This window comes from Empedobacter stercoris (assembly GCF_020281205.1).
Lineage (GTDB): Bacteria > Bacteroidota > Bacteroidia > Flavobacteriales > Weeksellaceae > Empedobacter > Empedobacter stercoris.
Map to the genome: position 1 here is coordinate 1 of NZ_JACXZC010000010.1, position 23,092 is coordinate 23,092.

The following is a 23,092-nucleotide window of genomic DNA, read 5'->3' on the forward strand; positions in this document are numbered from 1 at the left end:
AATTTTAATGTTCATTTTCATTCCTGATTTTTTACATTTACTTTAATAGATTGAAGCTCGTCTGCAAATCGTATGTCAACTCTACAATTAAGTCTTTTTTCGTTAGTTTTTTTGACTGTTCCCCGAAGGGCATATGAATACAGACAATAAAAATAGATAAGTAATGAATAAAAAAATGAAAATAAAGAAAAGGAATACCTGAGCCACACCGTGGCTCCTCCTTTTAATTTCAAATGTTTTTTGGATGAGTTTCCCCGAAGGGCATATGAATACCGATAATTAAAATAGATAAGCTATGAATAAAAAATGAAAAAGAAAGATTGAATTAACCTTAATAATAAGATTTGTTAAAGATCTCTTAAATTTTAGTTAACCTCTTATTGTTTAGTGTACAATAATTTTGGGCTTCAAATAAACATACATGAAACTCAATTTATTTCAATTATCAGCAGTAGTCTTTACGATAGGGGCTTCAACAGCAGTCTACGGACAAGGTGATTTAGCAGGAATTGCTGGAAAGATAACCGATAATGAAGGATATGACTTGCCACAAGTAACTGTGATCGTCAAAAACGAATCAACAGGTTTTACCACTTCAACAAAAACAAATGAAAAAGGAGAATACAACCTCAAGCAGTTGCCTTTGGGTTCCCCTTATACCATTACAATCCGTTCTGATGATCATGAAGATGAGGTGTTAACAGGGTATAGTCTTAATCAAGGTGATTTGATTTGGGTCCCATTCAAATTTTCGAACGGCACAACAGATTTATCAGAAGTAGTTGTTAATGGACAAACGTTAAAAAGTTCAATCAAACAAGTAGGTGCTTCAACTTCTGTATCGGCAAAAGATTTGCAAACATTACCTGTAAATGGACGAAACTTTACCTCGTTAATTGATCTTTCTCCATTAAGTAATGGTTCGAGTATTGGAGGACAATTAGCTTCTTCAGTAGATTATACGATAGACGGAATGTCTAATAGAGGAACAATAGCTGGAGGCTCTACCTCTTCTTCTTATTCAATTTCAATGGAAGCCATTCGAGAGTTTAAAGTTGTGACCAATGAATACGATGTGACGAATGGTCGTGCTGGGGGAGGAACAATTAGTACAGTAACCAAATCCGGAACGAATAAATTAGAAGGAAGTGCTTTTCTTTATGGACGTGCCGATTGGTTATCGAGTCCATATGATATACGAGGAAATAAACGCGATAACGAATTTTCAACTTTTCAATATGGTTTTTCATTAGGTGGACCAATAAAGAAAGATAAAGCACATTTCTTTGTCGCTTGGGACAGACAGGTAGATAAACGCCCTTTATTTATTGCGAATATTAATAACCCAAGTGATGAAGCGGTGTATAACGTAACGCAATCAACATTGGATCAATTTTTATCTATTGCAAGAGAAAAATATGGAGTGTCAAATAATCCTCAATTTGGAGCATTTGATAAAAATAAAGATACAAATGCCGCATTTTTACGTATTGATTGGCAATTAAATGCCCGAAACTTATTGACATTACGTAATAACTTTGTTCACGAAAACGATAAACTTTCTGAAGGGGATAACACCTCAATCAATATGTACGAATCGTATATTGATAGAAAAAAAACAGACAACAGTTTGATGTTATCGTTAAGAACTGATTTTAATAATGACATTACTAATGAACTGAAAGTTCAACATTTTTTTGAGCATCAGAATATTATTCCATCAAGTGAATTGCCTAGCCAATCTATTCCGCGTGCAATTGTAGAAAGTGTAGGATCTCAAATAGGAGAAAAAACTCATTATACGAATATACAATTAGGAGGTCAACGATTTTCACCTGAATGGTTCAAAGGAAATGTGATACAATTAGTTGATAATGTATATATTAATAAAAACAATATTAAGTATACGTTAGGAGGGGATTTTTCTTATTATCATATGAAAAATGTATATGGAAGTGAAATGAATGGTCGTTTCTATTTTACTGGAATGGATAACTTCAAAAACATGACGCCTTATCGCTATGCCCGTGAAATTCGCTTAACAGATGATCCTTCAACTGTTATTAATCAATTATCATCAGCAGTTTATGGTCAATTGGAAACAGAAATTTTACCTGGCGTAGACTTAATGGCTGGTATTCGTTTCGAAAATATGCAATATTTAAATGCAGCCAATTATAACGAAGTTGCAGATAAACAATTGGGCGTACGAACAGATCACAAAATCAATACATGGCAACTACAACCACGTTTCCAATTAACATGGGATATTAATCAGAATAGAAAAGATTTTGTAAAATTTGGTGGAGGTATTTTTGGCTCTTCATTAAATCCATATTCAATGATTAACAACATGTTGTTTGATGGAACAAAAGTAGCAGCAGTAGATATAGTAGGCGATTTAGTTCCTACACCCGATTTCATCGATTATAGACAAAACCCTCAAAATGCACCAGGGAAAGATCTTTTTAACAACCCCAATATAGAAAAACTAATTACGATTAATGCCAATAGCAAAGATGCGAAAGTACCTACGGTTTACAAATTAAACGCCTCTTATAATCATTTTTTTAGCGACCGATTGAGAGTTGGAATTAGTGCTTATGCGAACTGGGCACGTAACAACTATATGTACGTTGACCGTAATATGGTAGACGAACCTTTTTTTAGAATAAAAGAAGAAGCTAATAGAGGAGTTTATGTACCTGCGTCAACAATTAACCCTACAAATGGTGCTGCCAATTGGGTTAATGGACGTAAAACACATGAATTGGGTCGAGTTTTAGAGTTAATTAGTGATGGTAAAAAAGACCAATACGCAATTGTGTTAGACGGAACATACCGTTATTTTAAAGACGGACAACTATCCGTATCGTATACGTGGAACGATTCAAAAGACAATACGTCTTATAATGGAAATGTTGCCAACACAGCAACACTAAGCTTAATGGTTCCTGAAGATCCTCGAGATTTAAGTAAAATGAATTATTCGGATACACATTTTCGTCACAAGTTAGTGGTGTATGGGCAATCTCCAACTTTTTGGGGAATGACAGCAGGAATCCGTTTTAGTGGAATTGGTGGAACTCGTTACTCATTGGCTGTAGGTGGAAATATGAATGGAGATTTTGTTAATTCAAATGATTTGGCTTATATCTATGATCCTAATTCAGCTGCTACACCAGATTATTTGAGAAAAGGAATACAAGCTATTTTAGATAATCCAGAAGTTGAAAAGCATACAAAAGATTATATTCGAAAGAGTTTCGGTAAAATCGCAGAACGTAATGGAGGAATTAATGGATTTGCAGGAACATTTGATTTGAGATTGGCTAAAAAATTCAATATCGTAGAAAAGCATCGTTTTGAAGTTGCAGTAGATATTTTTAATGTCGCTAACTTAATGAACAAAGATTGGGGAGTAGGTCCAAAAATTGGTAAACAAAATATCTATTCCATTAAAAGTTTTGACGTGGATAATGAACGATTTGTTTATAACGTAAATAACAATACAGGAAAAACAAATTATGTCTTCAATCCTTACCAAATTCAAATAGGTTTCCGCTATAGTTTTTAAGAAGTAGAAATGAAAAAAATACATTTATGGTTTGTGCTATTAGCTACAGTTACTGTGGCTAATGCGCAATTAAATACCGTTAATATCAAAAATTTTGAAGACTTGAAGTCTTATTTCAAACAAGATCAATCAAAACCAATCATTATCTCAGGACATAGAGGAGGTATGATGCCGGGTTATCCAGAAAATAGTATTGAAGCTTTTGAAAAAACACTGTCGATTATGCCTTCTTTTTTTGAGATAGATCCTCAATTAACAAAAGATTCGGTGTTGATCCTTATGCACGACGATACTTTCGATCGAACGACAACCTTAAAAGGAAAAGTAAAAGACTATACCTATGCTGAAATAAAGAATGCAAGGTTAAAAGACCGAGAAGGAAATTTAACTGATTTTAAAATTCCTACCCTTAAAGAAGCATTGGATTGGAGTCAAGGAAAAACTATTTTTCAATTGGATAATAAAGGTGTTCCGTATGCAACCTATGTAAAGTTTTTGAAAGAAAATCCTTATCCAAATGTGGTGTTGGGATTGAGAAAAGATGAGGAAGTGGCGTATTACGCCAAGCATTTAAATCATGTATTGTTTATGAAACCTTTTCATACCATGAAAGATGTTAAGAGTTTTGAACAACTGAATGTCCCTTTTAATCGCGTAATTGCATGGGTAGGAACCGCCATAAAAGAGGAACAAAAAGAAATGATCGCGTATCTAAGAGATAAAGGGGTCATGGTGATGATTGCGATTGCTCCAACCTCAGATAAATTACCAACTGATCTCGAACGAACAAGAGGATATATTCAACATTTAATTACGCGTCCCGATATTATAGAAACAGATTATCCTGCTCAATTTATTAATTGGTAATGATATTAACAAAACGATGAGTTGTTTACTATTTTAAAAAAAATCGTTAGAATAGAGATGAATTTAATTTTTTGAATAATAAGCTAAAGTAAAAAGTTAAATCTGATTAAAATTGATTCTTTTACTCTAAATTTGCAGAGCAAAAACAACTATAAAAATGGCAAATAAAATATGGCTTTCCTCTCCACATATGGGGGGCACCGAATTAAAATACATACACGAAGCATTTGATTCTAACTGGGTTGCTCCACTTGGTCCAAACGTTAATGGATTTGAAGAAGATTTAGAAAACTTTTTAAATGCAGACGTTAAAGTTGCAGCTTTATCTGCAGGGACAGCAGCGATCCATTTAGCATTAATTGAATGTGGAGTTTCACAGGGCGATGAGGTAATTTGCCAATCGATGACATTTTCTGCTACGGCGAACCCAATTGCTTATCAAGGAGCAACACCTGTGTTTGTTGATTCGGAGAAAGAAACATGGAATATTTGTCCAATCGCTTTAGAGGAAGCAATCAAAGATAGAATAGCAAAAGGAAAAACACCAAAAGCTATTTTAGCAGTTCATTTGTACGGAATGCCGTATAAAGTTGATGAAGTACATGCGGTTGCAGAAAAATACAATATTCCAGTGATTGAAGATGCTGCCGAAGCATTAGGTTCTACATACAAAGGAAAAGCCTGTGGTACATTCGGACGTTTTGGGGCATTATCGTTTAATGGGAATAAGATTATTACTACTTCTGGAGGAGGAGCATTAGTGTGTCAAACAAAAGAAGATAAAGATAAAGCGGTATTTTTAGCGACTCAAGCACGTGATAATGCACCACATTATCAACATTCGCATATTGGATACAATTACCGTATGAGTAATATTACGGCTGGAATTGGACGTGGTCAAATGGAAGTTTTAGCAGATAGAGTTGCCGCTCGTCGTGCGATGAACAACTTCTACCAAGCGTTATTTGCTGACATTGACGGTGTAACAGTTTTTGTTGAGCCAACATCAGATTATTTCTCTAATCATTGGTTATCTGCGATTTTAATCGATTCAAAAGTAGCCGGTAAAACGCGTGAAGATTTACGTTTAGCATTCTTAGAAGATGAGATCGAATCTCGTCCTTTATGGAAACCAATGCATCTACAACCTGTTTTTGCAAATTCACCTTATTATGGTGGTAAAGTTGCCGAAGAATTATTCGAAAATGGCTTATGTCTACCTTCAGGTTCTAACTTAACAGATGCAGAACGTGAACGAATTGCAGCAAAAGTGAACGCAGTTTTCGGAAAATAATTTCATCCAAATAATAATATTAAATCCTCTTAAATTCATTAAGGGGATTTTTTTATGAAACAAAATCATACAATTTGATAGAAGAAAAAAGAGTTATTAAAGAAAAGATATTTCGATACAATTTTCTTTTTCTAAGAACGAAGATTACTTTATGTGACAGCAAGTAACAAAAGCGTAAAACATAAAAATGTAGTTAAGGTTGAGATTCTTCGACAAGCTAAGAGTGACAACTAATTTAAGTATTGAAAAAGGAATTAAAAATCCGACGATTTAGAATCGAAATGTAATTCAACTCTAAATTATTGAAATTAAAAAGTTGGAGTGTTTGAGAGAAGCGAGTTGCCAACTTTATGGAAATAATTTATTTAGTTGAATCATTGAGAGACTACTGTCGGCATCTTTTTTTGTTTCGTTTTTTTGGATGAGCAAAAAAATGAAAGGAAGAAATGAAAATAAAGAAAAGGAATACCTGAGCCATACCATGGCTCCTCCTTTTAATTTCAAATTTTTAATTTCAAATGTTTTTTGGATGAGCTTCCCCGAAGGGCATATGAATACCGACAATAAAAATAGATAAGTAATGAATAAAAAAGTGACAGAAAGTATTTTACATTCATTTTTTCCTTGATGAAAAAACGAATCAAAAAAATCAAGACCGCGATTTTCGACGTTCAATTCTCATCTCACGCACTAAAAAGATTAAATGATTCGCATACGCTCACTAATCTTTTTTACGTTCGTTTCAATGGATTGAAGCTCGTCTGCAAATCGTATGTCGACTCTAAAATTGGTTGTTAAAAGTGGATGAGGTTAAGATTCTTCGACAAGCTAAGAGTGACAACTAATTTAAGTATTGAAAAAGGAATTAAAAATCCGACGATTTAGAATCGAAATGTAATTCAACTCTAAATTATTGAAATTAAAAAGTTGGAGTGTTTGAGAGAAGCGAGTTGCCAACTTTATGGAAATAATTTAGTTAGTTGAATCATTGAGAGACTACTGTCGGCATCTTTTTTTGTTTCGTTTTTTGGATGAGCAAAAAATGAAAATAAGAAATAAGTATTACCTGAGCCACATCGTGACTCCTCCTCTTAATCTCAAATGTTTTTTTAGATGAGCTTCCCCGAAGGGCATATGAATACCGATAATTAAAATAGATAATAATGAATAAAAAAGTTTTACATTCATTTTTTCCTTGATGAAAAAACGAACCAAAAAAATCAAGTCTATGCTTACAAGTCGGTCAATAATGGCTATTCGCTAAATGCTTTAAATCATTCGCATATAAAATGCGAAAAGTAAATCATTTTTAACGCTCTTTACGCCGAATTGACGCTCGACTCTTCAGCAAGGACGGTTTATAAATTAGTTGTTATAAACGAATTCGAATGTTTAAAAAGGAATTAAAAATCCGACGATTTAGAATCGAAATGTAATTCAACTCTAAATTATTGAAATTAAAAAGTTGGAGTGTTTGAGAGAAGCGAGTTGCCAACTTTATGGAAATAATTTATTTAGTTGAATCATTGAGAGACTACTGTCGGCATCTTTTTTTGTTTCGTTTTTTTGGATGAGCTTCCCCGAAGGGCATATGAATACCGACAATAAAAATAGATAAGTAATGAATAAAAAAGTGACAGAAAGATTCTTCAAAAAATTTTAAACTCGGAGCCTATCTTAGTTTACTTAAGCACATTCTCTTTCTTATAAATTTAATCTTTTTTTATTTTTAAATCTAAATGAACTTGTCGAAGAATCTCAATTATTCGTCAGTCCGAGTGAAAATCTGTGATTTTTGTATCGAGAACTTAGACGAATTCCCATACTACTTATCGATACAACTTTCTTTTTATAAGAACGAAAATTACTCTATGTGACAGCGAGAAAGAAAAAAAACAGACGATATATTGTATTTTACAAAGAGTTTTAGTTGAATACAGATAAAAATACAGGAAAAATTTGTTATAAGGCTATTAACCTTTAAATTTGTGTTTAAATTGATCAGAAATTATGATTGACCAAATCAAACAATATATTGAAGAAGTAAAAAACTTCCATTCGACGAATGCTTCTGAAATAGAAGAGTTCAGAATTAAATTTTTAGGTAAAAAGGGAATTTTAGCAGACTTGTTTACACAGTTTAAGTCTGTTCCAAATGAACAAAAAAAGGAATTTGGTCAAGTTGTGAATGAATTAAAAACATTGGCAACTGAAAAATCGACTGTTCTTAAAAATGAAATCTCAAACGAAGGAAAAACAGATACTTCTTTAGATTTAACTCGTCCAGGAGAACCTTTTACTTTAGGGTCTCGTCATCCTATCAACATTACAAAAAATCGTATTATCGAGATTTTTAATCGTATTGGTTTCAGTGTTTCTGAAGGTCCAGAAATAGAAGATGATTGGCACAATTTTACAGCGCTTAATTTACCTGCGCATCACCCAGCACGTGATATGCAAGATACTTTTTTCATCGAAAAAGATCCAGATATAGTGTTGCGTACCCATACATCATCTGTTCAGATTCGTCACATGGAAAACAATCAACCACCAATGCGTTTCTTAGCGCCAGGGCGTGTTTACCGTAACGAAGCTATTTCATCTCGTTCGCATATGATGTTTCACCAAATCGAAGGTTTATATATTGATGAAGGTGTTTCTTTTGCCGATTTGAAACAAACGTTAAGTTATTTCACAACAGAATTATTTGGTAAATCTGAAATTCGTTTACGTCCTTCTTATTTCCCTTTTACTGAACCTTCTGCTGAGGTTGATGTTTATTGGGGATTGGAAACCGAAACAGATTATCGTATGACCAAAGGAACTGGTTGGTTAGAAATTATGGGATGTGGTATGGTTGACCCAAATGTTTTGCGTAATGTCGATATCGATCCTGAGAAATATTCGGGTTATGCATTTGGAATGGGAATCGAACGTATTGCTTTGTTGTTGTATCAAATTGGAGATATCCGTTTGTACACAGAAAATGACAAACGTTTCTTAGAGCAATTTCAATCAGAATTATTTTAAAAGAGTTTATAGAAAACAAAAAATCCACTCAATTGAGTGGATTTTTTGTTTATCTGAAAAAGAATAGTTTTTATTCTTCGTCTTCGTCTTGATCAGCATCCTTAACAGCATTACGAGAAGTACGAATAGCTACTACTACTGCGTTATCTGGATGTGCGAAAGTATACTTATCATTTTTCAATGATTCAACATACAATTTGTTACCGATTCTCATTGGTGTGATATCGATTTCGATTTCATCAGGTAAGTTTGCTGGAATAGCACGAACTTTTAATTTACGCATGTTGAAACGTAAAACCCCACCAGCTACTAAACCACGAGCACGTCCTACTAAACGAACAGGAACTTCCATTGTTACAGCTTTGTCATCACTCAATTGGTAGAAATCTACGTGTAAGATTCTATCTGTTACTGGGTGAAATTGGATGTCTTGTAAAATTGCTTGAACTTTAGCACCGTCAGCTAACTCGATCGTCACAGTGTGAGCTTCTGGAGTATAAACTAATGATTTGAATGATTTTTCTTCAGCTGAAAAGTGGATAGGTTCTCCAGAACCGTAAACCACACAAGGTACTTGTTCAGCATTACGTAGGTTACGTGTAGCCACTTTACCTAAGTCTTCTCTTTTTACACCTTGAATTGTAATTGACTTCATAATAATATGTATATAATAAAAATAATTTAAATTTAAGCTAAATCATTAGATAACAAAACGTTGGCTAATAGATTTATTGCTGTGTACTAAATGCATAACATCAGCAAAAAGCGGAGCGCAAGATAACACTTTTATTTTAGTTGTGCTATTATTTTTTAATGGAATACTATCAGTTATAGCAATTTCCGTTAACATCGAGTTCTCAAGACGCTCATAAGCAGGTCCTGATAAGACACCATGAGTAGCAATTGCACGAACAGATTTTGCGCCTTTTGACATGATTAATTCTGCTGCTTTTGCTAAAGTTCCAGCTGTATCAATCATATCATCTACTAAGATAACATTCTTACCTTCTACCTCTCCGATTAACATCATGCTATCAACATGATTTGCAATTTTACGTTCTTTGTGACAAATTACAATATCTGCATTCAGGTATTTTGCATAGGTATTCGCGCGTTTTGCACCTCCCATGTCTGGAGAAGCGATACAAATATTATCTAAACCTAATCCTTTGATGTACTCTACAAAAATGGTAGAAGCAAACAAATGATCAACAGGGATTTCAAAAAATCCTTGAATTTGATCGGCATGTAAATCCATTGTCATTACACGTGTAGCACCTGCTGTCATTAACATTTTTGCTACTAATTTTGCTCCAATTGGCACACGGGGTGCATCTTTACGGTCTTGACGAGCAAAACCAAAGTAAGGAATAACGACAGTAATACTTTTTGCAGATGCACGTTTTGCGGCATCACACATCAAAAGTAATTCCATTAAATTGTCTGTTGGTTGCATTGTAGAACCGATTAAGAAAACACGAGCTCCACGAATAGGTTGTTCGAAAGCAGGTACGAACTCTCCGTCGCTAAATTCTACAATTTTAGATTTACCAAGTTCTTGACCATAATAATCGGCAATTTTTTGTGCCAAATCTACTGATCCTCTTGTTGAAAAAAGAAATGCTGATTGTTCCATTGTTTGTTTTGGGAAATATTTATGCAAAAATAATTTAAATGATTCAAAGATAGTATAAGAAAAACGAAAATTAATTTCGGCACAGTTATTGAATTATTTTTAAATACGTTAACAATATTTAAACAATACATAACCTAACTACACATATTGATTCGTAACGAATGATGAACTTATTATTAAAATTAAATATACCCTCATGAAAAAAATTTCATTTTTATTAAGTGTAATTGGGTTAGGTGTTTTTGTGAATGCGCAAGAAACTACCGAATCCACTAACCATAATAATTATAACAAATGGTCTATAGAAGCTCAAGCTGGAGCTAATAAAGCGATTAGTCCATTTACAGATGGATACTATAATGAAACACCAAGTTTTTACAACGCAAATTTTGGAGTTCGTTATATGTTTAACAACAAATTCGGTTTAAAATTATCTGGTGGATACGATCGTTTGAAAGAAGGAGAAGGTTCTGAACACTTTAGATCTAATTTCTATCGTGTCGATTTATCTGGAGTTGCGAACTTGGGACGTATAATGGACTTTGAAACATGGACAAATACAATTGGGTTATTGGCTCATGGTGGAGTTGGATATGGTTTCATGAACAATGATGCAACAAAAGGAGAATCTTCAGGATTATTCGATGACAATACTGAAATGGGATTAATCTCTTTCGGTTTGACACCTCAAGTTAAGTTGACAGATAGACTAGTTCTAACAGGTGACTTGTCATATACAAAAACGATGCGTCAAAAAACGACTTGGGATGGTCAGTCTTCAGATCCTATTGCTAACAGAGGTTTTGATGGCTCTTTATGGAACGCAACATTAGGATTAACATTTTATTTAGGTAAAAATCAAAAACACGCGGATTGGGTGTATGAACCATCTCGTGCAGATTTAGAAGAACGTATTGCAACCATTGAACAAATGTTAAAAGATTCTGATGGAGATGGTGTTGCTGATTATTTAGATCAAGAACCAGATTCAGCTCCAGGAGCAGTTGTTGATACTAAAGGTGTTACAATTGACCACAATGGGAATGGTATTCCAGATAATATTGAAGAATACATCAAAGAAAATGCTGGAGGAAATACAACAATCGTTAACGATGCTGATTTCTTAGAGCAAATGATCAACTCTGGTATCATCAATGTTTACTTCGATTACAATTCTGATAAACCATACCAACAATCAGTTGGAGGTATCAAATTTGTATCTGAATACTTAAAAGCTAAACCAAATGCTCAAATTGATATTTTAGGTTATGCTGATCCAGTAGGAGGAGATGCTTTCAATAAAGACTTGTCTCGTAGAAGAGCAGAGAATGTAAAAGCTATTTTAGTTAATCAAGGCGCTAACGCATCTCAATTAACTACAGTTGGTGAAGGACAAGACAAAGACTTCAAAAACTCTCAAGTTTCATCTCATCAATTAGCAAGAAGAGTTGTTTTCAGAGTAAAATAATTTTTCTAAAATAAAATATTAATCAGGGGTAGATTTTTCCAATTGCGGGCTGTCTATTCCTGATTTTTTTTTATCTTTACCATCACTTAAATTACTATAATATTGAATCCCTTTAATCAACACTTTAATACGCCAAGATGGGTAGTATTAGTGATAGACATATTAATTGTTTTGGTCAGTTACATTCTAAGTAACTTTATCCTAAACAGTTTTTTAGACACATTTAGTGTAGAACGACTTTTTTATAAGTTACCTTTCGTAACATTTGTCTATGCGTTGTGTTTTATCTATTTCAAAACCTACAAAGGTGTTGTAAAGAAAACGGGTCTAAAGGATGCGGAAAATGTCTTCGTGTCTAATGCTACAGCATTCTTAATTTTATTTTTCATCTCATTTGTTTTTAGACAAATTATTGAACAGAATTTACCTGACACTTCTGGTTTAATGTATGTTTTTAGAATGTCGTATTCTGTAATTTTTGTCCATTTATTTATCACCACAGTTATTATGGTGATTGCAAGATTGTACTATAAATGGATTTATGATTATTTCTTTTCGAAGAATAAAGCTGTGCAAAGAATTCTAATCTATGGAGCGGGAGATTCTGGACTAATTACGAGAGATATTCTGCAAAACGACACACAATTTAACTACAAAGTCATTGGTTTTATTGATGATAACACCTCTAAGGTAGGAACTTTTATCGATGGAGTGAAAATATATTCTATTCATGATATCACTGAAAAGTTCATCGATAGAAATGATATCACTGAAGTCATTATTTCTATTCAGAATATCAAAACCAATCAATTGTTGAAACTTTCAAAATCAGTTGAAGATTTACCTGTTAAAATTAAAATAATCCCTCCAATTTCCAATTGGATTGACGGAACTTATAAACCAGCTCAGATCAAACAATTGAAAATTGAAGACTTATTAGGAAGAGAATCTATCCAACTAAACAATCCCATTATCAATAAAGAAATTAAAGGTAAAATTGTTTTAGTGACAGGGGCAGCAGGGTCTATTGGGAGTGAAATTTCACGACAAATTGCTATGATGGATTTTGATCAATTAATTTTGATTGATCACGCCGAATCAGCTTTGTATGATATACAACAATATTTAAAAAACGACCTATCTGAGGACAAACAAAATAGAATAGATTACATTGTTTCAAGCGTACGCGACCGAAAACGTATGTTAAGTTTATTTGACAAATATCGTCCACAAATTATTTTCCATGCAGCAGCCTATAAACATGTTCCGTTGATGGAAAAATTTCCTTACGAAGCTATCAATACCAACGTTTATGGTACTAAAATAGTAGCTGATTTGGCAAACGATTTTGGTGCAGAAAAATTTGTAATGGTTTCAACAGATAAAGCGGTTAATCCGACAAACGTGATGGGAGCAACCAAACGTGTTGCAGAGATTTATGTTAATTGTATTAATGAAAAATCGAAGACCAATTATATTGTCACTCGCTTTGGTAACGTTTTAGGATCAAATGGATCAGTTATTCCTTTGTTTAAAAGACAGTTAGAGTATGGAGGACCTTTAACGGTTACTCATCCAGATATTACCCGTTTTTTCATGACTATCCCTGAAGCATGTCAACTTGTTTTGGAAGCTGCAATTATGGGAAAAGGAGGAGAGATCTTTGTGTTTGATATGGGAGAGTCTATTAAGATTATCGACTTAGCTAAACGAATGATTCGACTAAGTGGGTACAAATATCCTGAGGAAATTGATATAAAAATTGTAGGTTTGCGTCCTGGTGAAAAAATTTACGAAGAATTGTTGGCCAATGGTGAAAATACCGTAAAAACTCATCATGAAAAAATTATGATTGCAAAAGTAAATACAGCTAAATGCCAAAATAATAAGCAATTAATCGAAGAGCTATGCATAATGTCATCAACTATTGAAAAACATGAGCAAGTCCTTGAATTAGTAGCAAAAATTAAAGAAATTGTTCCTGAATTTATTTCACAAAATTCAGAATTTGAAAAACTTGATAATGTAGTATATGAAAAATAAAATTTTCCAATTTTTATGCGTTCTTTCTTTCATCGCCTTTACATCGTGTGGTTCGAGAAAAGATATTGTTTATTTCCAAAATCAAGAGCAATTAACAACAAGTTTTGAACAATTTATTCCTAAAATACAACCGACAGACCAATTAGCAATTATAATTTCTGCAGCAGATGCCACTGCAACAGCTCCTTTTAATCAAATGAGTACTATTCAGACTACAGCGAATAGTAGTACGATATCTCCTTACAGCCCAACTTATACCGTTGATGAGAATGGAAATATTAGTTTACCAATGGTGGGCAATGTGCAATTGGCAGGTCTAACAAGAAGTCAAGCCATTGAAACGATTAAAAACAAAGTCAGTCAATATATTGTTAACCCAGGCGTAAATGTCAATTTCGTCAATTTTAGAATTAGTGTTTTAGGAGAGGTGTCTCGTCCTGGAAGTTTTATCGTACCGACAGAAAGGATTACCCTTTTAGATGCTTTAGGAATGGCAGGTGATTTGACTATTAAAGGGAAACGAGAAAACGTAACGGTGATTAGAGAAAGTAATGGAGTGAAAGAACGTTATAATGTTGATTTAACTTCTGAATCTGCTCTCAATTCTCCTGTTTATTATTTAGCACAAAACGATGTAGTGTATGTTGAACCAAATTCTGCACAAGTTTCTGCATCAAAATTTACACCTAACTATTCGTTATGGATTTCGATGGCAGGTGTTATTATTTCTGTAATTTCTGTTTTAACAAGGTAAGATGAATCAAATTAATAATTCGACAAATAACTCTTCTTTTGAAGAAGAAGAGAATATTAATCTTAGACAAGTTTTAGAGCAATATTTATATTATTGGAAATGGTTTGTTTTGGGATTAATCGTAGCCATTATAGGGGCGTTATTTTATTTAAAATATACACAAAAACAATATCAAGTTTCTGCAAAAATCTTATTAAATGAGAAAGAATCAGCGGCGGGTGAATTAGCCGGTTTGGCAGATGCAGCAACTATCTTTGGTACGAGTTCTAATGCAGAAGTTGGTGACCAAATCGAAATTCTGAAATCAAGACGTTTAATTTCTAAAGTGGTTGAACAAAATAATTTCAATATTCGCTATTTTAGTGTTGGTAGAATTGCTGAAATTGAAACTACTGCTGCTGAATCGCCTATCAAAATTTTGTTTTTGAATGAAGCAGATAAATTGAAAGAAGATTTAGCTGAACAACTGCATGTTAAAATAGAATCAACAACCAAATTTCAACTAACGAACAGGAAAACAAAAGAATCCAACACCTATTCTTTTGGACAAAAGATTAGTACCGATTTTGGTGATATCATTATTAGTCCAAACAAAAATATCGTAAAGAGTGTTGATGCTGAGTTGTTAATTCAATTAAATTCACTAGATCAAACTGTAAACTATTATAAAAATAAAATTCAGATTGACCCCAATTCAGATAAAAATTCTAAAGTTGTTAACTTTAACTTAGTTGGAACAGTACCGAAAATTTCTAAAAAATTCATCAATGATTTGATTAATCAATACAATTTAGATCTTGTTACAGATAATAATAAATTGACTGAAGCTACTTCTAAATTTATCAATTCGAGGTTAGATATTGTTACAGGCGATTTACAAGGTGTTGACAGAGATTTAGAACGCTATAAATTAAGCAATAACATTACTGATGTTACTTCTGAAGCGAATATTTTCTTACAAAATGCATCAGATAATGAAAAGAAATTATTAGAATCATCTACTCAGCTACAATTAGTTGATTATATGAATTCAGCTTTAAATTCGAACAAAACAGATCTTTTGCCAACTAATATTGGGTTACAAGATCAAACAATTGCATCACAAATTGCTTCGTATAATGAATTGGTTTTAACGAAAGAAGATATGTTAAAATCTGTTACAAACGAACATCCAAATGTGGTTAAATTACAGGAGCAAATTAGCGATGTTAAGAGTAATTTAAAAAATAGTTTGCGTTTGTATCGAAATAATACTCAAACGACTTTAAATACAATACAGACGAAACAAAACCAAATAGCAAGTAAAATACAAAAAGTACCAAGTCAAGAACGTGGTTTTAGAGATATATCGAGACAACAACAAATCGTAGAAGCTTTATACTTATTCTTATTACAAAAAAGAGAAGAGAACGAAATTAAAGCTGCTGCAACACCAGACAATATTAAGGTGATTGATTTTGCTTATGATTCTAAAATTCCAGTTTCACCTAAAAAGAATATTATCTTATTGGGAGCAATGATTTTAGGTTTGATTGTTCCGTTTTCAATTATTTACATTTATAAGTTATTAAATAATAATGTAAACTCAAAAGAAGAAGTGGAAGATGCAGTAGGTGCTCCAATAGCTGGACAAGTTCCGAAGAGCGATATTACAATTATAGAACATAATGATAGTTCGAGTACAGCAGAAGCGTTTAGAATTTTAAGAACAAATGTCAATTTCTTATTGAAAAATTCGACTGATCCCAAAGCAATTTATGTTACATCAACCACAAGTGGAGAAGGTAAAACTTTTGTTTCAACAAACTTGGCTCAAATTTTAACGATGTCTGGTAAATCAGTTTTATTAATTGGTGCAGATATTCGTAGTCCAAAAGTATTGGATTACTTAACTATAGCTGATCAATACAGAAATAGACAGGGGGTAACGGAATATTTGATTTCTAATGATATCAGTGTTGATGACATCATCATTAAACACCCTGCCGATTATAAATTTGATGTGATTTATTCAGGACAAATTGCGCCTAATCCTTCAGAATTATTAATGAATGGTCGTTTTGAAGAGATTATAAATTATGGAAAAGAAAACTACGATTATGTGTTGGTTGATACAGCACCAGTAAGTTTGGTTACAGATACGTTGTTAATTGCAGATAGCGCTGATATTACGATGTATATAGTACGTGCAAACTATTTGGATAAACGTATGTTGACGATACCACGAGATCTTTACAAAGAGGATCGACTTCAGAATATGACTATGGTGGTGAATGACGTTGACTTTACGAAAGGTTACGGTTATGGCTATGGTTACGGCTATGGTTATGGAGAAAATCATAACAAAGGCAATTCATTCTTGAGTAAATTATTCAAAAGAAAATAACCCTAAAAACTCTGCTTCATCGAAGCAGAGTTTTTTTATTTCTGATTTTTTTCAAAATTATTTTTGATACTTATCATTTTATGATTCGTAAAAACTATCTTATCTTAGTCGATAAATTAACACCTCTTTAAGACAATCAAATAATTATGAGTTCGTACGAATATTATAACTTCCCGATTCAGTTGATAAATGGTTTTTTAGACGATTCTAAAAAAGTTTTGATTGATATTTCACATTATTGTATTTATCGTGTTTTTATTGATAATTTCGAAAAATATTCAGGTTCTTTTACTGGTTATCAAAAGGCTTGTGACGATTTCGGAATTGAGTTTAAGAATGTGGCTGCTGCCTATCAAAATGGTAAAACCTTATACGAAGCAACAATTGATAAAAGTCCAATGGTTGGAATGACTTCTGAAATGTATTGGGATTATATGACGAATGAGAAGTCTGAATTTGAGAAAGTTTTATTGTTAGGAGATTTAGCGTTTAAGAGTATTTTAGGTGCAAAATCTTACATAAAATTGGATAATAAATATTGGTTTAGTCGAATGGATGGTTCAGTAAAATCGATTGCAAAAGAGGATATTTCTCCGAAATTACAACGCTATTTGAATGAATATCAAACCAAAAAAATCAAAAATCAATTGATTGCGAATTGGGGATTGGCTTCCTATTCTCGTTACAACAGAGGTTTCTATGTGAGTTATAAAATGACATTAGATGATTTGGCTTATCATGCTGAAAAGATTAGAAAATCTACACAAGATAAAAAAATCAAAAATGATGTGAAATCTGCTCACGAAAAAGCCTTAGAACGATTAGAAAAAGAAAGTAAAATGAATTAAGATTTATTCTTTATAAAAAAGCAAAAGTCCATCAATCATGATGGACTTTTTATATAGCGAATGTTATAACCTATATTTCTTTTACTGTAATAATATTTACAGGACAAGCTTTTGCTGCTCGTTCGCAGTTGTCAGCGATAGAATGATCAGGATCTTTTAACGTATGAAATCCTTTTTTATCAATTGCTTTTAATAAAACAGATTTACCATCTTTTTTAGACATTCTGAAACGTTCTGGAGCTAACTCATAACAATAGTTGCATCCGATGCATTTATCGCGTTGTAGCGTAATAATGACCATGATTTATTGTTTTATTAATGTGAGTAAGCACCTTCTTCAACACTATTTTGTTGCGTTCCTGGTTCTTCTACTTTTACTAATTTGTATAATTTATCAGAAGGACGAATTCTAAATTCCATCGGAATTGTAATCGAATCACCTTTCTTTGCTGTATCAGATTTTACATCTTCCACCATCATTTCTGTAACCACCATTTCTTTGGCTCCAGTTGTTGGTCCAGTCACTAAAATTAAATCTCCTACTTTCAAATCATAGGCATCAATCACAAACTGTCCGATACTTGGTTTAGGGAAGAAATGAACACCTTTTCCAATGTAAACTTTTTTCTGTGTTGCCATAGAACCTGGAACAGCAGACCATTCACCTAATTTTTGACCTAAATAATAGCCAGACCAAAAACCACGATTATAAACGGTTTGTAATAATCCCATCCAGTAATCTACTTTTTCTTTCGAATAAGTTCCGTCAGCAATCGAATCAATCGCTTCTCTGTATGCACGAATAACAGTTGCAACATACTCAGGCGCACGTCCGCGACCTTCTATTTTCAATACTTTGACACCTGCTTCAACCACTTCGTCTAAGAACTCCATTGTACAAAGATCTTTAGGTGACATCATATATTCATTATCCAATTCGATTTCGAATCCAGATTCTTGGTCGATAACGGTATATTTTTTACGACAGTTTTGTTTACAAGCACCACGATTTGCAGATGAATTGTGCGAATGTAAGCTCAAGTAGCATTTACCCGAAACAGCCATACACAATGCTCCATGTCCGAAAATCTCGATCTCTACTAAATTTCCGCTTGGTCCACGAACGTCATCTTTGATAATTTGTTCACAAATCTTGTTCACTTGTTTCAAACTCAATTCACGCGATAATACCATCGTATCAGCAAACATTGCGTAGAATTTTACTGTTTCGATATTCGTCACGTTAATTTGTGTCGAAATATGAATCTCAATTCCAATTTGTCTTGCATAAGCAATAACTGATTGATCCATTGCAATAACCGCTGTAATTTTAGCTTCTTTTGCTCTGTCCAATAAGTTTTTGATTAAAGATAAATCGTGATCGTATATAATTGTATTTAAAGTAAGGTAAGAACGCACACCTTTTTCTTCACAACGTTTTACGATTTCTGGTAAATCGTCCATTGTAAAGTTGATTGATGCTCTCGCACGCATATTCAACTGCTCAACTCCGAAATATACAGAATCAGCTCCATTATCTAAAGCCGCTTGTAACGATTCGAAATTCCCAGCAGGAGCCATCAACTCCATTTTTCCATCTTTGGTCATACGAAAATTCTGATTTTAAGGTGCAAAGTTACAAAAAAATTACAAGTGACTATGTTATTTATAATCAAGTTAAATTTCAGAGAATGAAGAAAGTTATTTTGTCGACTATTTTAAGTATAGGGTTTTTAACCTCTTGCGCATCAACCAAACAAATGCAACAAGGAGAAGAGTTGTTAACAATTGCTCCAGAAACAAGAGATTGCTCCAATGGTGTTGCTAAAATGCAATGTATGATGGTAAAATATACTGATGTTGACGAATGGCAATATTTTTATAATACGATTGAAGGGTTTACGTATGAACCAGGATTTGAATATCAACTTATCGTTTCAACAACTAAAGTAGAGAATCCACCAGCGGATGCATCTTCTATCAACTACAAATTGGTGAAGGTTGTGCGTAAAAAATCAGTAACATTGAACTAATTTGAACTTTATTTCAAAGAATTTCGATTAATTTTGTCACATGTTAATAGAAAGTCTTCAAAATCCAAGAATTAAAAACTTGCTAAAATTGCAAGAAAAATCAAGAGAACGTAAAAGCCAAGGTTTGTTTATTGTGGAAGGTACGCAAGAAAATGAGCTGGCTTTAAAAGGTGGTTACGAAGCTGTTGAAATTTATATTTGTGAAGATATTTATAACCAATCATTTGATTTTGGTCGAGCAAAAGTGTTTACAATTACCAAACAAGTTTTCGAGAAGTTAGCTTATCGTAAATCTACGGGAGGAATTATTGGTGCTTATAAAACAAAGTCATCCACTTTAACCGATTTACAATTACCAGAAAATGCTTTGGTGGTCGTCTTAGAAGCGGTAGAAAAACCGGGTAATCTTGGTGCTGTTTTACGCACAGGAGATGGCGCAAAAGTAGATGCCGTTATTGTTTGTGACGAAACGGTCGATTTTTTTAATCCTAACGTCATTCGTTCTTCTGTTGGTACATTGTTTACAAATCAAATAGCATCTGCAAGTAAAGAAGATGTTTTGGCATTTTTGAACGCTCATTCTATTCAAGTCGTTTCAACATTTTTGAGAGAAGAAACGAAAAACTTATATGAAACAGATTTTACAAAATCTTCAGCGATTATTTTAGGAACTGAAGCAACTGGATTGTCAGATTTTTGGGCAGATCATTCTGATTCGTTAATTAAAATCCCAATGTTAGGTTATGTGGATTCGTTGAATGTGAGCAATGCTGCAGCAATATGTGTTTACGAAGCAGTTAGACAAAGACACTAAATAAAGGATTTAAAAGGTGAAAAATAAAAGGATGTAAAATTTAATAAGATAAATTTGTCCGACTTAAATTTTGTTGTATATTTGTAAGGTAATTTATAATGAATAAAGGAATTTAATGTTTTCAAAAGCGTGTGAATACGGCATAAAAGCTTGCGTTTTTATCGCACAAGAATCTGTAAAAGGACAAAGAGTTAATTTGAAACAAATTTCGAATTCTATTAATTCACCTGAAGCGTATACAGCAAAGATTTTACAACAATTAGTAAAAGCTAATGTAATTTCTTCGGTGAAAGGAAAAATGGGAGGTTTCCAAATGGATGCAACACATTTAGAAGATATCAAATTGGTTCATATCATCAAAGCGATTGATGGAGACGGATTGTATCATAGTTGTATTCTTGGTTTGGTAGAATGTGATTCAGAAAAGCCTTGCGCTTTGCATAGTAGAGTTTTTGCTATTCGAAATGATTTGAGAGCGATGTTAGAAAGAACTTCGATGTTCAATTTAATTGATGACCTTGAGAAAGGATTAGCTTTCCTTAAACATTAAATAAAAATTACCAATAAATAAGATAAAACTATCCGAGTATCCGAATTAAAATATTAAGAAATGAAACTAGCCATAGAAATTCCTCAAACTAACCCATCACATTTAACTTATTCTTTAGGTTTAAATTTGAATGAGGCTTGTGCAAGACATCATAAAACCCTGTTTTTTTGTTGGAACATTAGAGCGGGAATTGACAAGGGAATCGAGATGCAGCGTATTGTAGATTATGTTAGCTGGTACGGAAAAGAAGTGTTGTTTCGTAAATTTGAAATCGAAGAACAATTTCTTTTTACCATGCTGGATGAGGATCATTATTTGGTAAAAAGAGCACTTAAGGAACACAGACGTTTGAGACGTTTGTTTAAAATAGACACTAAAAATCCGATGAAAAGTTTGATTTATATCGAAGAAGAATTGGATTTGCATATTCGATTCGAGGAAAAGCAAATGTTTCCAGAATTCGAGAAAAATGCAACACAAAAAAAGTTAAAAGTAATCAATGAACAGTTTAATTCACTTTTAACTAACACAGATTGGAAAGATCAATTTTGGTTATAGATCTCTCATAACTAAAAATTTTTACTTATAATTTTTTAGATGATTTTTGAAAAGAAAAGCTCGATTTTGCAGGTCGAGCTTTTTATTTACACCAAAATAATCAAACCAAAAAGGCAAGCTTTATATAGCTTGCCTTTTCTTTTGGAAATTATTTTATTTCTTCACTTTTACTTCAAAAATTTTATCCCAAAGTTTACCAGTTACGAGCATATTTCCGTTGTCTTTGAACGCAATACCGTTCAATTCTTGTGCTTGCGGATTACCTTGTTTACCTTTCAGTTCTGCAAAATTAAATTCAGCTTTTACAGCACCTGTTTGCGGATCAATTACCACAATATTACTATTATCTGCGTGTCCAGATTTTAAGTACACGTTGGCGTAAATGAAACCATCGTGGTATTCAATTTCATTCAAATAACTATACGGTTGTTGGCTATCAAAAGCTTGTATGGTTCTAAGGTAATTAAAGTTATCGTCAAAGAAATGAATACGTTGAGAGCCCTCAGTTACAGCCAATTCTTTTCCGATAGTTGTAATTCCCCAACCTTCAATTATTTGTGCCGGCATATCTAATTTCTTGACTTGATTAAAGTCCAAATCATATTTGTAAATTGCACGATCTTGCCATGTTAATTGATAAATAAAACCATCTAATTCTGTAATACCTTCTCCAAAAACATCATCTTTTATTTGGTACAATTTTGTCGGTTCCGTTGCTCCTAACTTATATTCAATCAGGCGTGTTTTTCCATCACGAAGTCCTGTTCCTTCGAAAATATTTCCATTCTTGAAATAAAACCCTTGTGTAAAATAATCGTTGTTGTGTGGATAGCTACCAACTATTTCATACGACCATTTTGCAGCAGGTTCATTTGCATAAACCACAAATGTAAAATCGCGTGAATTTGTTTCTTCTTCACCGTTGTAGAATCTCAAATTAACAGTATGATTTCCTAATCCAATTGTTTTTCCATCAATTGTAAAATTAGCAGGCACTTCTTGTCCATCGACAGAAACCACAACTTTCGTAATTCCTTCTAAACTTGTCAAAGGAATATCGATTTTATCTCCAATTTTATATTTGTTTTGTTCTATTTTCGATACAATCTCAGTGATAGCTGTGTTATTTTTTCCTGAAGAATCTTTGCACGAAAACAATAAGGAAGAGAAAACAGTGGCACAAACTGATGCAGCGATTAAATATTTTTTCATTTGATTTTTTTTATGTTTTTAT

Annotated in this window: 19 protein-coding genes; 14 read left to right on the top strand and 5 right to left on the bottom strand. The window is 33.0% G+C overall.

Going from position 1 to position 23,092, the window contains the following annotated elements; translation table 11 throughout:
• The first annotated feature begins 421 nt into the window (after positions 1-421).
• The 5 genes from IF125_RS06365 to pheS all read left to right on the top strand — a co-directional run bounded on the left by IF125_RS06365 (position 422) and on the right by pheS (position 8,768).
• Positions 422-3,577, top strand: a complete 3,156-nt coding sequence (locus IF125_RS06365; protein ID WP_225541893.1) for a TonB-dependent receptor — start codon at positions 422-424, stop codon at positions 3,575-3,577.
• Between the two features lie 9 nt (positions 3,578-3,586).
• Positions 3,587-4,444 carry a glycerophosphodiester phosphodiesterase family protein gene (locus tag IF125_RS06370; protein WP_225541894.1) on the top strand — a complete coding sequence of 286 codons (858 nt, stop codon included), beginning with the start codon at positions 3,587-3,589 and terminating at the stop codon, positions 4,442-4,444.
• A 157-nt stretch (positions 4,445-4,601) separates the two neighbouring features.
• Positions 4,602-5,738 carry a DegT/DnrJ/EryC1/StrS family aminotransferase gene (locus IF125_RS06375; RefSeq protein WP_225541895.1) on the top strand — a complete coding sequence of 379 codons (1,137 nt, stop codon included), beginning with the start codon at positions 4,602-4,604 and terminating at the stop codon, positions 5,736-5,738.
• A 433-nt stretch (positions 5,739-6,171) separates the two neighbouring features.
• Positions 6,172-6,315, top strand: coding sequence for a hypothetical protein (locus IF125_RS06380; RefSeq protein WP_225541896.1), 144 nt, complete (start codon positions 6,172-6,174; stop codon positions 6,313-6,315).
• 1,433 nt (positions 6,316-7,748) lie between these two features.
• Positions 7,749-8,768, top strand: a complete 1,020-nt coding sequence (pheS, locus tag IF125_RS06385; RefSeq protein WP_225539092.1) for a phenylalanine--tRNA ligase subunit alpha — start codon at positions 7,749-7,751, stop codon at positions 8,766-8,768.
• 70 nt (positions 8,769-8,838) lie between these two features.
• Here pheS and IF125_RS06390 read toward each other — a convergent pair whose 3' ends face one another.
• A complete protein-coding gene (locus IF125_RS06390; protein WP_225541897.1) occupies positions 8,839-9,423 on the bottom strand; it encodes a 50S ribosomal protein L25/general stress protein Ctc in 585 nt (194 codons plus the stop codon).
• 45 nt (positions 9,424-9,468) lie between these two features.
• The gene (locus IF125_RS06395) at positions 9,469-10,404 is read right to left on the bottom strand and encodes a ribose-phosphate pyrophosphokinase (RefSeq protein WP_225541898.1); all 936 of its coding nucleotides are present in this window, start codon (positions 10,402-10,404) and stop codon (positions 9,469-9,471) included.
• A gap of 196 nt (positions 10,405-10,600) precedes the next feature.
• Between IF125_RS06395 and IF125_RS06400 the strand changes: the two genes are divergently transcribed.
• The 5 genes from IF125_RS06400 to IF125_RS06420 all read left to right on the top strand — a co-directional run bounded on the left by IF125_RS06400 (position 10,601) and on the right by IF125_RS06420 (position 17,903).
• A complete protein-coding gene (locus IF125_RS06400) occupies positions 10,601-11,872 on the top strand; it encodes an OmpA family protein (protein WP_225541899.1) in 1,272 nt (423 codons plus the stop codon).
• A 150-nt stretch (positions 11,873-12,022) separates the two neighbouring features.
• The gene (locus IF125_RS06405) at positions 12,023-13,915 is read left to right on the top strand and encodes a polysaccharide biosynthesis protein (protein ID WP_225541900.1); all 1,893 of its coding nucleotides are present in this window, start codon (positions 12,023-12,025) and stop codon (positions 13,913-13,915) included.
• Positions 13,905-14,669 (top strand): polysaccharide biosynthesis/export family protein, encoded by a 765-nt coding sequence (locus tag IF125_RS06410; RefSeq protein WP_225541901.1) that lies wholly within the window; start codon positions 13,905-13,907, stop codon positions 14,667-14,669. The genes IF125_RS06405 and IF125_RS06410 overlap by 11 nt, the downstream gene beginning before the upstream one ends.
• 1 nt (position 14,670) lies before the next feature.
• The gene (locus IF125_RS06415) at positions 14,671-17,055 is read left to right on the top strand and encodes a GumC family protein (RefSeq protein WP_225541902.1); all 2,385 of its coding nucleotides are present in this window, start codon (positions 14,671-14,673) and stop codon (positions 17,053-17,055) included.
• A gap of 146 nt (positions 17,056-17,201) precedes the next feature.
• Complete coding sequence (locus tag IF125_RS06420; RefSeq protein WP_171623664.1) at positions 17,202-17,903, top strand: hypothetical protein; 702 nt, start codon at positions 17,202-17,204, stop codon at positions 17,901-17,903.
• Positions 17,904-17,973: 70 nt separating this feature from the next.
• On the opposite strand, the gene IF125_RS06425 is transcribed toward IF125_RS06420, so the two are convergent.
• Both IF125_RS06425 and IF125_RS06430 read right to left on the bottom strand, forming a co-directional pair.
• Positions 17,974-18,204: a ferredoxin gene (locus IF125_RS06425; RefSeq protein WP_038336269.1), complete on the bottom strand. Its 231-nt coding sequence runs from the start codon at positions 18,202-18,204 to the stop codon at positions 17,974-17,976.
• A gap of 14 nt (positions 18,205-18,218) precedes the next feature.
• A complete protein-coding gene (locus IF125_RS06430) occupies positions 18,219-19,511 on the bottom strand; it encodes a peptidase U32 family protein (protein WP_225541903.1) in 1,293 nt (430 codons plus the stop codon).
• An 83-nt stretch (positions 19,512-19,594) separates the two neighbouring features.
• On the opposite strand from IF125_RS06430, the gene IF125_RS06435 reads away from it, so the two are divergent.
• The 4 genes from IF125_RS06435 to IF125_RS06450 all read left to right on the top strand — a co-directional run bounded on the left by IF125_RS06435 (position 19,595) and on the right by IF125_RS06450 (position 21,858).
• Positions 19,595-19,936, top strand: coding sequence for a DUF4377 domain-containing protein (locus IF125_RS06435; protein ID WP_225541904.1), 342 nt, complete (start codon positions 19,595-19,597; stop codon positions 19,934-19,936).
• Positions 19,937-19,976: 40 nt separating this feature from the next.
• Positions 19,977-20,750, top strand: a complete 774-nt coding sequence (locus IF125_RS06440) for a TrmH family RNA methyltransferase (RefSeq protein WP_225541905.1) — start codon at positions 19,977-19,979, stop codon at positions 20,748-20,750.
• Between the two features lie 115 nt (positions 20,751-20,865).
• Positions 20,866-21,300: an RrF2 family transcriptional regulator gene (locus IF125_RS06445; protein WP_225541906.1), complete on the top strand. Its 435-nt coding sequence runs from the start codon at positions 20,866-20,868 to the stop codon at positions 21,298-21,300.
• A gap of 60 nt (positions 21,301-21,360) precedes the next feature.
• The gene (locus tag IF125_RS06450) at positions 21,361-21,858 is read left to right on the top strand and encodes a hemerythrin domain-containing protein (protein WP_225541907.1); all 498 of its coding nucleotides are present in this window, start codon (positions 21,361-21,363) and stop codon (positions 21,856-21,858) included.
• A gap of 153 nt (positions 21,859-22,011) precedes the next feature.
• Here IF125_RS06450 and IF125_RS06455 read toward each other — a convergent pair whose 3' ends face one another.
• On the bottom strand, positions 22,012-23,070 hold the full coding sequence (locus tag IF125_RS06455; protein WP_225541908.1) for a glutaminyl-peptide cyclotransferase: 1,059 nt from the start codon (positions 23,068-23,070) through the stop codon (positions 22,012-22,014).
• Positions 23,071-23,092: the final 22 nt, after the last annotated feature.

What these genes read in the sequence shown, in the direction of transcription:
- IF125_RS06365 (WP_225541893.1), top strand. Translation starts at nt 422, where the DNA reads ATGAAACTCAATTTATTTCAATTATCAGCAGTAGTCTTTACGATAGGG.
- IF125_RS06370 (WP_225541894.1), top strand. Translation starts at nt 3,587, where the DNA reads ATGAAAAAAATACATTTATGGTTTGTGCTATTAGCTACAGTTACTGTG.
- IF125_RS06375 (WP_225541895.1), top strand. Translation starts at nt 4,602, where the DNA reads ATGGCAAATAAAATATGGCTTTCCTCTCCACATATGGGGGGCACCGAA.
- IF125_RS06380 (WP_225541896.1), top strand. Translation starts at nt 6,172, where the DNA reads ATGAAAGGAAGAAATGAAAATAAAGAAAAGGAATACCTGAGCCATACC.
- pheS (WP_225539092.1), top strand. Translation starts at nt 7,749, where the DNA reads ATGATTGACCAAATCAAACAATATATTGAAGAAGTAAAAAACTTCCAT.
- IF125_RS06390 (WP_225541897.1), bottom strand. Translation starts at nt 9,423, where the DNA reads ATGAAGTCAATTACAATTCAAGGTGTAAAAAGAGAAGACTTAGGTAAA.
- IF125_RS06395 (WP_225541898.1), bottom strand. Translation starts at nt 10,404, where the DNA reads ATGGAACAATCAGCATTTCTTTTTTCAACAAGAGGATCAGTAGATTTG.
- IF125_RS06400 (WP_225541899.1), top strand. Translation starts at nt 10,601, where the DNA reads ATGAAAAAAATTTCATTTTTATTAAGTGTAATTGGGTTAGGTGTTTTT.
- IF125_RS06410 (WP_225541901.1), top strand. Translation starts at nt 13,905, where the DNA reads ATGAAAAATAAAATTTTCCAATTTTTATGCGTTCTTTCTTTCATCGCC.
- IF125_RS06415 (WP_225541902.1), top strand. Translation starts at nt 14,671, where the DNA reads ATGAATCAAATTAATAATTCGACAAATAACTCTTCTTTTGAAGAAGAA.
- IF125_RS06420 (WP_171623664.1), top strand. Translation starts at nt 17,202, where the DNA reads ATGAGTTCGTACGAATATTATAACTTCCCGATTCAGTTGATAAATGGT.
- IF125_RS06425 (WP_038336269.1), bottom strand. Translation starts at nt 18,204, where the DNA reads ATGGTCATTATTACGCTACAACGCGATAAATGCATCGGATGCAACTAT.
- IF125_RS06430 (WP_225541903.1), bottom strand. Translation starts at nt 19,511, where the DNA reads ATGACCAAAGATGGAAAAATGGAGTTGATGGCTCCTGCTGGGAATTTC.
- IF125_RS06435 (WP_225541904.1), top strand. Translation starts at nt 19,595, where the DNA reads ATGAAGAAAGTTATTTTGTCGACTATTTTAAGTATAGGGTTTTTAACC.
- IF125_RS06440 (WP_225541905.1), top strand. Translation starts at nt 19,977, where the DNA reads ATGTTAATAGAAAGTCTTCAAAATCCAAGAATTAAAAACTTGCTAAAA.
- IF125_RS06445 (WP_225541906.1), top strand. Translation starts at nt 20,866, where the DNA reads ATGTTTTCAAAAGCGTGTGAATACGGCATAAAAGCTTGCGTTTTTATC.
- IF125_RS06450 (WP_225541907.1), top strand. Translation starts at nt 21,361, where the DNA reads ATGAAACTAGCCATAGAAATTCCTCAAACTAACCCATCACATTTAACT.
- IF125_RS06455 (WP_225541908.1), bottom strand. Translation starts at nt 23,070, where the DNA reads ATGAAAAAATATTTAATCGCTGCATCAGTTTGTGCCACTGTTTTCTCT.